The organism is Pedobacter sp. 01T416_2, assembly GCF_056398925.1.
Map to the genome: position 1 here is coordinate 1 of NZ_JBFTQI010000106.1, position 10,795 is coordinate 10,795.

9 protein-coding genes are annotated in these 10,795 nt (G+C 39.2%); 5 read left to right on the plus strand and 4 right to left on the minus strand.

Translation table 11 applies throughout. The annotated features are described in order from the left end of the window. From AC1DPQ_RS06765 to porN, 5 genes are all read left to right on the plus strand, one after another. Nucleotides 1-641: uroporphyrinogen-III synthase (locus AC1DPQ_RS06765; protein WP_477608501.1), on the plus strand; the 641-nt coding region annotated here is incomplete at its 5' end. 225 nt (nucleotides 642-866) lie between these two features. Continuing rightward, nucleotides 867-2,192, plus strand: a complete 1,326-nt coding sequence (gene porK, locus AC1DPQ_RS06770; protein WP_477608503.1) for a T9SS ring complex lipoprotein PorK/GldK — start codon at nucleotides 867-869, stop codon at nucleotides 2,190-2,192. Nucleotides 2,193-2,232: 40 nt separating this feature from the next. Further along, on the plus strand, nucleotides 2,233-3,036 hold the full coding sequence (porL, locus tag AC1DPQ_RS06775) for a type IX secretion system motor protein PorL/GldL (protein WP_477583972.1): 804 nt from the start codon (nucleotides 2,233-2,235) through the stop codon (nucleotides 3,034-3,036). 42 nt (nucleotides 3,037-3,078) lie between these two features. Beyond that, the gene (gene porM, locus AC1DPQ_RS06780) at nucleotides 3,079-4,611 is read left to right on the plus strand and encodes a type IX secretion system motor protein PorM/GldM (protein WP_215132251.1); all 1,533 of its coding nucleotides are present in this window, start codon (nucleotides 3,079-3,081) and stop codon (nucleotides 4,609-4,611) included. A 7-nt stretch (nucleotides 4,612-4,618) separates the two neighbouring features. Beyond that, nucleotides 4,619-5,533 carry a type IX secretion system ring subunit PorN/GldN gene (gene porN / locus AC1DPQ_RS06785; RefSeq protein WP_477608505.1) on the plus strand — a complete coding sequence of 305 codons (915 nt, stop codon included), beginning with the start codon at nucleotides 4,619-4,621 and terminating at the stop codon, nucleotides 5,531-5,533. A 160-nt stretch (nucleotides 5,534-5,693) separates the two neighbouring features. On the opposite strand, the gene AC1DPQ_RS06790 is transcribed toward porN, so the two are convergent. The 4 genes from AC1DPQ_RS06790 to AC1DPQ_RS06805 all read right to left on the minus strand — a co-directional run. Beyond that, nucleotides 5,694-7,061: a DNA/RNA non-specific endonuclease gene (locus AC1DPQ_RS06790; RefSeq protein WP_477608507.1), complete on the minus strand. Its 1,368-nt coding sequence runs from the start codon at nucleotides 7,059-7,061 to the stop codon at nucleotides 5,694-5,696. Between the two features lie 38 nt (nucleotides 7,062-7,099). Further along, the gene (locus AC1DPQ_RS06795; RefSeq protein ID WP_477581491.1) at nucleotides 7,100-7,498 is read right to left on the minus strand and encodes a nuclease A inhibitor family protein; all 399 of its coding nucleotides are present in this window, start codon (nucleotides 7,496-7,498) and stop codon (nucleotides 7,100-7,102) included. A gap of 133 nt (nucleotides 7,499-7,631) precedes the next feature. After that, on the minus strand, nucleotides 7,632-9,434 hold the full coding sequence (uvrC, locus tag AC1DPQ_RS06800) for an excinuclease ABC subunit UvrC (protein ID WP_477581489.1): 1,803 nt from the start codon (nucleotides 9,432-9,434) through the stop codon (nucleotides 7,632-7,634). Between the two features lie 204 nt (nucleotides 9,435-9,638). Next, the coding region (locus tag AC1DPQ_RS06805) for a transglycosylase domain-containing protein (protein ID WP_477608509.1) at nucleotides 9,639-10,795 on the minus strand (1,157 nt) is incomplete at its 5' end.

Consider the following 10,795-nt stretch of genomic DNA (forward strand, 5'->3'; position numbering starts at 1 on the left):
CCTTTATTCATGTTGAAGGTGTGCCCGCAAGAGACTTTAGAAAGGATAAGATTAACCTGGCCGATTTTACGGCAGTAATTTTTACCAGCCGTAATGCAGCAGATCATTTTTTTAGAATTTGTGAAGAAATGCGTTATGAAGTGCCGGCAGAACTGAAGTATTTTTGTCTGTCTGAGACTATTGCATTGTATCTGCAGAAGTATATCCAGTATAGGAAGCGTAAAATCTTTTTTGGTAAACAAACTGCAGCAGATTTAGCAGAGGTGCTAAAGAAGCATGCAAACGAGAAGTTTTTATATCCTTGCTCTGATATGGCTACCGAAGACACGATGAAGTTCTTGGAAAAAAGTGGGTATAATTTTACCCCTGCAGTTTTGTTTAGGACAGTAGTGAGCGATCTATCTGATTTAGCTGAAGTATTCTACGATGTTATTGCATTTTTTAGTCCGTCAAGTATCCAGTCGTTGTTTAAAAATTTCCCCGATTTTAAACAAAATAATACACGGATAGCTGCTTTTGGAACTAACACGAGTAAGGCTTGTACCGATATGGACCTGATAGTGGATATTGCTGCGCCAACCCCGGGTGTTCCGTCTATGACGATGGCTATTGAGAATTACATCAAAATATCTAATAAATAATACGATAAATAATTTATTTTAAGTCAATACAATAAATGCGTAACTTTACTGTTAGTAAGAGAGTTACGCATATTTTTGAACAAAATATAAGGCTGTTGGAGACGTGTTAATCTAACTTTAATTGTCTTTGAGTGATGATTTAACGTAAAATATTTGCTTTTGTTGATAATTTCAGTGATTTTTGATAAAATTGCTCCTAATCGTGCTGTGCACACTATAAAAAATATGAAGAAAATCTACCTTCTAGCTATTGTAGGTATAACTGTAATGCTAGCAAGCTGTGGCCATGTCGGTCAAGGCGAGCTGGTTGGTGCTTATAACCGAAAATTTAAAAACGATAGAATCCCACTAGGAATGGTTTATGTGCCGCCAGGGCATACCCCACTTGGAGGTTCGGATGAAGATATCACCTTTTCTCAGAATGGTCCAAGTAAAATGGTTACCATTAGCGCGTTCTTTATGGACCAGACCGAGATTTCCAATGCGGAATATCGCCAGTTTACCAACTGGGTACGCGATTCAATTGCAATTGTGATGATGGGCAACCCTCAACAATTTATGGTTACGCCAAAGGGAAATGCCGCAAATGCTGTTGGTGGAGAGAAGTACATCGATTGGAGGAAAGTTGGACCAAACGGTGCCAACATTTGGCGTAATAAAGGAAAAGGAGCAGCAGCAGCCCAAGTGAGCCAACTAGATGGGATGTATTACTCAGGTTTAGACGCACTTCCTGGAAAAAAAGAATTAGATGTTCGTAAATTCGAATATTCTTATGCCGAATTAAATATGGAGAAAGCTGCTCTGGGGCATAAAGACCCAAACAGCAAACGCCAGGATTATATCGATCGTTATAACGTTGCTATTTATCCTGATACCATGGTATGGAAAACAGATTATTCTTATTCACAAAACGATCCTATGGTACGTGGTTACTACAACCACCCTTCTTACGATGATTATCCTGTAGTTGGTGTAAGCTGGGAACAGGCAAAAGCATTCTCTCATTGGAGAACAAGATTGTACGATGGAGTTGCCACAGCAAGAAAATTACCTGCAGGATCCAGATCAGATTATAGATTACCAGCCGAAACTGAATTTGAATATGCAGCAAGAGGTGGCAATACCAAAACCAAATACCCGTGGGGCGGTCCTTATATTAGAAATACAAAAGGATGTTTACAGGCTAACTTTAAACCAGGTCGTGGCGATTATTCGAGCGACGGGGGTATTTATACCGTAGGTGTTAGATCGTATTTCCCTAATGATTATGGTTTGTACAACATGGCAGGTAATGTTTCTGAATGGACATTAACTGCGTACAATAAAGGTGCAAGCCCATTATTGCACGATTTGAACCCGAATTTTACTTATGATGCTGGCGCAACGGACAGCAAATACAAAAAGCGTAAAGTAGTAAAAGGTGGTTCCTGGAAAGACACAGGCTATTTTCTACAAAACGCTGTAGCAACATACGAATATCAGGATACACAAAGATCATACATTGGGTTCAGATGCGTTTCATCTTATCCTGGTACCGACTTAAGACATTAAACCAAACAAACTAAAAACTAAAGAAAAACATCAAAATTTTATGGCAGCAAAGAAACAACCAGGCTGGTTACACGTAGCGATTTCATGGGGAGCAAGTATTGTAATTATCGGAGCGTTATTTAAAATTCTACACATTGGTGGAATTGTAGGTAGCTATATGATCGGGCTTGGTCTTGGAATAGAGGCGATTTTATTCTTTTTAACAGGGTTTTTTCCACCAGAGCCAGAACCAGCTTGGGAAAGAGTATATCCTGAATTAAAACCAGATTTTAAAGGAGAATTACCAACTGCATCAGCAAGACCGGTTGCAGCAACAGAATCGAACACGGCGGCCTTAGATAAAATGTTATCAGATGCTAAAATCGGTCCTGAATTGATTGAAAGCTTAGGCTCTGGTTTGCGTACTTTTGGTGATAAAGTAGCAACAATTTCTAATGTTGCAGATGCATCTACCGCAACTAATGAATTTACAGGCAAAATTAAAACAGCTTCAGCTGGTTTCGATAATTTAAGTGCATCTTTTGATAAAGCTACAGCTAATTTGAAAGCGATGGGTGAGAGCAGTGTAGATTCTCAGGCTTATCACGATCAGGTTAACAATTTGGCTAAAAATTTATCAGCTTTAAATGCAGTGTATGAATTAGAATTACAAGATTCGAGCGCGCATCTAAAATCGATGAATAAATTCTATTCAAACTTATCATTAACCATGCAGAACTTTAACGAATCGATGGAAGATTCGAAACAGTTTAAAGAAGAGGTGAATAAGTTGGCTAAAAACCTATCATCGCTTAATGCAATTTATGGCAATATGTTATCGGCTATGAACGGCCCACGTGTATAATTTGTTTAGTTTTTAATTTTTAAAGGAAAAGCTACATCAAACATGGCAGGCGGAAAAGAAACAACAAGGCAGCGGATGATCAATATCATGTATTTGGTATTGTTGGCTATGCTCGCCTTAAACGTATCAGATACCATTTTAGATGCATTCAAAAATATCAACGATAGTTTGGATACTTCTAAAAACAATGTAAATACAAGTATTAATCAGTTATTTTCTGCCTTCGAAAATTCGAAGTTGAAAGAAGAGCCAGCCCGTGCACAGCCAATTTACGATAAGGCAAAACAGGCACAGAAGGCGGCTGATGATTTGAATAATTATATTGAAAGCATTAAAAAAGAATTTACCCAGGCAGGTGATGGAATCGATCCGGAAACTGAAGATTTGGTAAATAGATCAAATCAGGATATTGCACAGAATATCATGATTAATCAAAAGAAAGCAGATGAGTTGAAAAAGAGAATTAACGCCACACGCGAAAAATTAATCTCTTTGTTAGACCCGGCTGATAGAGCGAATGTTTCATTCTCTCTCGAAGCTAAAGATCCTGCAAGAAAAAGGAAAGGAAACTGGCAGGAAACTTACTTTGGTGAGGGAACACCATTAACTGCTGCAATGACAATTTTAACCAAACTGCAAACAGACACTAAAAATGCTGAAGCAGAAGTAGTTAAAAAATTGTTCGGAAATATGGATAAAGCACAGGTTAATTTGGATCAGTTTGCAGCTGTTGCAGTAGCACCTACTTCTTACGTAATCCAAGGTCAGCCGTATACTGCTGAGGTATTTTTAACAGCCAGCGATTCGAGATCAACGCCTGATATTACCGTTAATGGAAGTAAGTTATCTGTTAAAGATGGTAAAGGAACTTATAGCGGTGGTACAAGTAGTGTTGGCCAGTTTACCTGGGTAGGTACCGTTCGTGTTCGCCAAACCGATGGTCAGGTAAAAGAATATAAAACCCAACCACAAACTTATCAGGTAGCGAAACCTTCAGCATCTGTTTCCTCAACCAAACTGAATGTAATTTATGCAGGTATTGCTAATCCATTTACGGTATCGGCGGCAGGTTTTCCATTAGAGAGTGTTCGTGCTTCCATTTCAGGAGGTTCAATGTCTGGTGGTAACGGAAACTATAATGTTAACGTTCCGGGAAGCATGGTTGGTCAAGAAGTATCCATTAATGTATCCGCAAATAACGCTGGTAAAACGGTTAGCTTAGGCTCACAAAAATTCAGGGTTAAAGCTATCCCTGCTCCGGTAGCTAAGGTTGGTGGCCGCGCTGGAGGTGATGTAGCTTCAGTACAGCTAAAAAGCGAAACTGAAATTGAAGCAGATCTGGATGATTTTCCTTTCGATGTTAAGTTTAAAATACAACGTTATAAGTTAACCATTATAAAACCTCGTTCTGATGCTGTTACCATTCCTGGTAGTGGAGGAAGTTTCGCGGGTGCAGTTAAGGGTGCAATAAACTCAATTACGCCTGGTACAAGAGTATTTTTTGAAGATATTGTTTCTGTAGGACCAGATGGTCGTCAAAGAATTTTGCCTTCATTAGCGTTTAGCGTAAAATAAAAAGAAGATGAAAAGGATTTTAAGTATTGCTATTTTAGTGTTGTTAACCACGTTTGCTTTTGCACAAAAAAAGCCAACCAAGTTAGCACCAAAGAAAGCTGCACCAGTAGTTGCTGCACCCCCTGTGGCAGATACGGTGAAAGCCCCTGTTAAAACAGCTAAAAAGAAACTTAAGGTACCACCTAAAGATGGTTTTTATGCCCGTAAGGACATTGACAGTACTGAAATGGTTCCTTTGGCTGATGTGAGGGAAGAGGATGTTTTTTATGCAAAACGGATCTGGAGAGAAATTGACTTACGTGATACGGTTAATTCAGCCTTAAAATCGCCTAAATCTCGATTAATTGATGTACTGATTGCCGCAATTAAGAAAGACGAACTAACAGCGTATTCGCCGATTGATAGTGCGTTGAACGAAGATGATGCTTTTCTTAATCCAATGTCGGCAGATTCTGCTTCCAAATCGGCTTTAGGAACAGCAGAGGTTTCGAACAATAAAACCGGAACGGTTACTACTGTAGTTAATGATTTTAATCCGGAGTTATTCTTGAAATTCAGAATTAAAGAAGACTGGATTTTCGATACCAAACGTTCTGTTTTCGAACCCCGTATTGTAGGTATTGCACCATTAAAATACAATGAGGTTTCTAAACAATGGCAACCGGTATTTTGGGTGTACTATCCAGAGGCCAGAGAGATTTTAACGAAGAAACGTTTAATCAATACCAATAACGATGCTTCAGCATTGAGTTTCGATGATTTCTTTATCCGCCGCTTATTCAGCAGCTATATTGTAAAAGAATCAAATCCTGGTGACAATAAGATCAGAGATATCATTACCGACCCTAGAGAAAGGTTGTACGAATCAGAGAGGATTAAAAAATCAGTTCTTGATTACGAACAAGGTCTTTGGGAATACTAAATATTACGAAAAAGCTCCGATGAAAATCGGAGCTTTTTTGTTTGCACCACATCCACTCATTACGAACAAAAGAGTTGAGAAGAACGGGAAGATAAGTCAATCTTTAATTCTTAAGCTGGCTCAGTTTGATGATGCCAATTTTCTTTGAGGATAAAATATTTTATAGGTTATCTGTTGTTGATTCTATTACACTTTGGATAGCTGCAGGTACATTTGATAAAATATCGTAACCAGTTGCAGATTCTACAGCATTAACTGTTGTACGATATGTTTTCCAATTGGTATTTAAACCATTTGTATTCGGCATATTTACGGTAATTACCCTTGTAGATGAGGTAATACGGCTTAAATCGTTATTGCCGTTGGATAATACCACAATAACTTTCCAGGTATTAGAAGGTACATTAACTTTACCATTGTCGATAGTATAAGTGATGCCGCCATTGCTTCCTGTACCGCCCGATCCATAAGAACCGCAAATAACATATACTTCGTTACCTGCTGTTACCAGCGAGCGGGTGTAGTTTTCAAGATCGGCCCATGGTCCTTGGTTATTATTTGGTGCCTGAGGCATCATGTTGCTCATTAAGAACGTAGAAGAATTTGCGGCTACAGAGGCTGTTCTATCTGCTGAAGGGCAGTTATGGCCACGATCAAAACCTGAACCTGAATAGCTGCTGCTCGATACTTGGTACCATCCAGAAGGCAAAGTATTATCTGCTCTAAAATCGTCTTGGCGAGGAGTTGAACCTAAATCAGATGATCCAATGTGCCAGCTTACCCAATTAGGTGTAGCCCTTGTTTTGCTGTAAGAAAGTGTATAATAAGTGCGTTCCATCAGGTAATTTTCTGGATAAGAAGTACTGGCAACAGCATTGCTTGGGTTACCCATTAAAAGATGACTGTTATCTCCTGGTGTGGTAGGCGGATTGGTTATATCGCCAGTGGAAATACTTAAATCGTCTATGTTGATGCGGGCAGTACCGCCACTGATTTTACGGATCTGAAAACGTACATTCCCAACAATTGCAGTATTGAAGGTTACTGTTGATAATGTTGTGGTACTACTGGTAATGGTACTGCCTGATTGTAACCAGCTTGAGCCACCATTGGTAGAATACCAAAGCTGCCAGGTGCTATTGGCATCGGTACCGTATTTGGCATGGGCAATACTTACCACATCAGCTCCGTTTACGTCGAAATTCATACTCAATATACCGGTATTGCGTATTCGGACTGATTGACTGCCGTTTTTTGCATCTGCAGCAAGGTTTCCAATTAAGGCATCGTTAAGGCTCCAGCTTCCACTGCTTAAGGTTACTGATGCCGTGGCATAACTTCCTTTTGTGCCAGATTCAAAATCTTCAGGAAAACCTGCAGCAATAGCCTGTGTGCTGGCAGTAGCGGTTTTACTGTTTAATTTTTGTTCGAATAAGTTGGTTTCAGGTTGAAATTGGTTTTCCTTTTTACAGGCAGCGAGGCCAAGGCATAGGACGGCCAGTAAGCTTAATTTTTTTAATGCTTTCATGTTTAGTTTGGGATTATTTAATGGATGGGATTGATTGCTTAGGTTTCGACAGCAAATGTTTCAATAACTACACAGTTGCCATCTTGTAAATAGCCGGTAATCAGAACAGGTATTCTACTGGCACCCTCTAATCTGATGACCTGTATGTTGGAAAGGTTTTGCTTTAATGAAGAATAAAACGCTGTTATTTTATGGGCATTTTCTACCATAGATGCATCGGATGCATCTACCTTTGAAACGAGGTGGTTGAAAAATACAGCGTGATCCAGGTGTTTTAAATTGGATGGAGTTGAATGGTATTGAACTGCAATTTTTTGCAATAGTTCTGCAGGAGGGACTTTACCCCAGTCAGCCGCTTTAAAAGGGCTTTCTGATTCGGTAAAATACAATACACCCAATAAAAGCTTGGTAATTGTAACCAGGATGTTGTTACTCATGTAAATTAGGGATAGATGTTTACTTGTATTAACAGTCCTAATTTATAGATAAAGTATTTAAGGCATACCAAGAAAAGATTAATATTGTGTTAAGATTTTTACACGCTGGTCTGTTGGCGTTTACGGCGCAGATTTACGCTTCTTTAAAGTGGGTCAGCAAGGTAATTACCTGTTTTTTATTCAATACTTCTGCCAGTTCCTTTTCGGTAGCCTCTTTAATTTTTTTAACCGATTTAAAATGGGTTAGCAGTTTATCCGCGGTAGTTTTGCCGATACCTTCAATCTGCTCCAGTTCTGTTTTAAGTGTCCCTTGATCGCGTTTCTTGCGGTGGAAGGTAATCCCAAAGCGGTGGGCCTCATCACGTAGCTGTTGGATCACTTTTAAGGTTTCCGATTTTTTATCCAGATACAATGGATAGGAATCGCCAGGATAGAACAGTTCTTCCAAACGTTTGGCAATACCAATTACGGTAACTTTATTTTCTATGCCCAATAACTTTAAACTCTTCAGAGCCGACGAAAGCTGCCCTTTGCCGCCATCAATGATGATGAGCTGAGGCAACGTCTGGTTTTCATCCAACATTCTCCTGTAACGACGGAAAACGGCTTCTTCCATGGTCGCAAAATCGTTAGGACCCTCTACCGTTTTCACATTAAAATGGCGGTAGTCTTTTTTCGATGGTTTTGCATCTTTAAAAACAACTATTGCCGAAACCGGATATTTCCCCTGAAAGTTGGAGTTATCAAAACATTCTATATGTTTTGGAAGCTGGGTTAAACGCAGATCTTTCTGCATGGTCGTTAAAATACGATCGGTGCGTAAATCGGGATTTAATTTTTCGTATTGATTAAGTTTCTCTTTTTTGAAGAACAATACATTTTTCTGCGAAAGCTCCAGAAGTTTTTTCTTTTCGCCGAGCTTAGGTACAGTAAATTTTAAACTTTCATCCTCTAACGAAGGCTCAAAAGGAACAATAATTTCTTTTGAGGTGCTGCTGAACTTCGTTCTGAATTCTAACATGGCCAATGTTAAAATTTCGTCATCACTCTCATCCAATTGCTTTTTAACTTCGATGGTCTGCGTCTGGATAATCGTTCCGTTCATCACTTTTAGGTAATTTACAAAAGCATAACGTTCATCCGATGCAATACTCACCACATCAACATTGGTAATGGCGCTATTTACCACAGTAGATTTACTCTGGTATTTCTCCAGTACTTCTAATCTCCTTGCATATTGATGCGCCAGTTCGAAGTTCAGGTTTTCTGATGCCGATTTAATGATCCCTTTAACATCTCTGATTACATTTCCGATTTTGCCATTCAGGATCTCTTTGATCTCACCTATATTTTTATCGTAGTCCGTTTCGGTCTGGTAATTCTGACAAGGGCCTTTACAGTTGCCGATTTGATATTCCAGGCAGACTTTAAATTTCCCTTCAGCTATATTTTTTTCTGTTAAAGGTAAGCTGCAGGTACGAAGGGGGTAGGTTTCTTTAATCAGATCCAAAATAGTATGCATCATGCCTATCGAACCATAAGGGCCAAAATAGGTAGAACCATCTTTAATCACTTTCCTTGTCCAGTAAATCCGAGGATAATTTTCGTTTTTAACAATTATCCATGGATAGGTTTTGTCGTCCTTTAGGTTGATGTTAAATTTTGGCTGATGTTTTTTAATTAAGCTATTTTCGAGTAACCAGGCATCAATCTCGGTATCAACAATGGTGAATGTAATTTTACGGATTTTGGATACCAATACCCTTGTTTTGCCATTAAATTGGTTTCTGTCGCTATTAAAATATGAGCCCACACGGTTGCGCAGGTCCTTCGCCTTTCCAATATACATGAGCTTTCCATCAGCGTCCCAATATTGGTAAACACCGGGTTTATGCGGAATTGCGGTTAATGCTGTTTTATGGTCGAAACTGCTCATTATTTACAAAAATAGGATTCGAGAGGGATAATTTTGATTAAGTGGACGTCGGTTTAGTGTAATTTATAATTTAGGCGTGCCCCAATCCCGAAAGATCGGGAAAAGGGTCAGGCTATCCGTTACAATCTTTTGTTGTCTTTCGGCTACGCTCAAGGCGACAACAAAAGGATTTCCACTGCTATCCTTCACGCAAATCCCAAAGCATTAAAATCCCAACTTCTCATCCAATTCTGTTGCGCCTTCTTCCTGTTGTTGATATTGGTTACAATCAAAAGTAATGGAAACCCCAGATTTTGGTGCCTCAAAATCCGCATGACTGATTTTTAACGCAGGATTGGCATAGACTCTTTTGATAAAACCAGCAAAAATTGGTAAAGCAGTATTGGCACCTTCACCCTGGTTGGTACTGATAAAGTGGAATGCCCTATCTTCACAGCCAGTCCATATACCTGTTACCAATTGAGGAGTAATGGCCATAAACCAACCATCTGAGTTATTTTGGGTAGTACCCGTTTTAGCTCCGATAGGTGCGTTTACTTTGTATTTATAATTCAGCCTCGATCCGGTTCCGTTAGTTACTACACCTTTTAACATTCTGGTCATTACATAAGCAACCTCTTCACTCATGATCGGTTTTGGTATTTCCTTTTGTGAAAATAATACCACCCCATTTTTATCTTCTATCCTTAATAGATAAATCGGCTTGGTATAGGTTCCTTTGTTTGCAAAAGCGCCATAAGCGCCTACCATATTATAGATTGACGAATCGAATGTCCCTAAACAAATAGATGGAAATGCCGGAACATTAGGAATGCCCATTTTAGTAGCTAATGTAGACACGGCCACAGGACCAACCTGTTTCATTAAATAGGCGGTAACATAATTTTGAGAGTAAGCCAGGGCTTTTTGTAAAGTAATGCTGCCCGGTAGAGGTTTACCCGAATTTCTTGGCGTCCATGGTGCTCCATAGCCATCTATCGTTACTGGTACATTTGGCACAGTGTAACAAGGAGAATAACCATTTTCAATTGCTACGGCATAAGTGAACGGTTTTGCGGTCGAACCCACTTGTCTGGTCCCCATTTTAACCTGATCGTATTTAAAATGTTCGTAATTAATTCCCCCAACCCATGCTTTCACATGTCCATTAGTCGGGTCCATGGTCATCATAGCGTTACGCAACAACATTTTGTAGTAACGAACGGAGTCGATCGGTTTCATTACCGTATCAATATTACCCTTCCAGGTAAAAATGCTCATTTCTGTTTTGGTGTTAAAATCATCTTTAATTTCATCGTCTGATTTACCTTCCAGTTTTAAGGATTTATAACGGTCTGATCTTTTAATGCCCTGTTCAATCT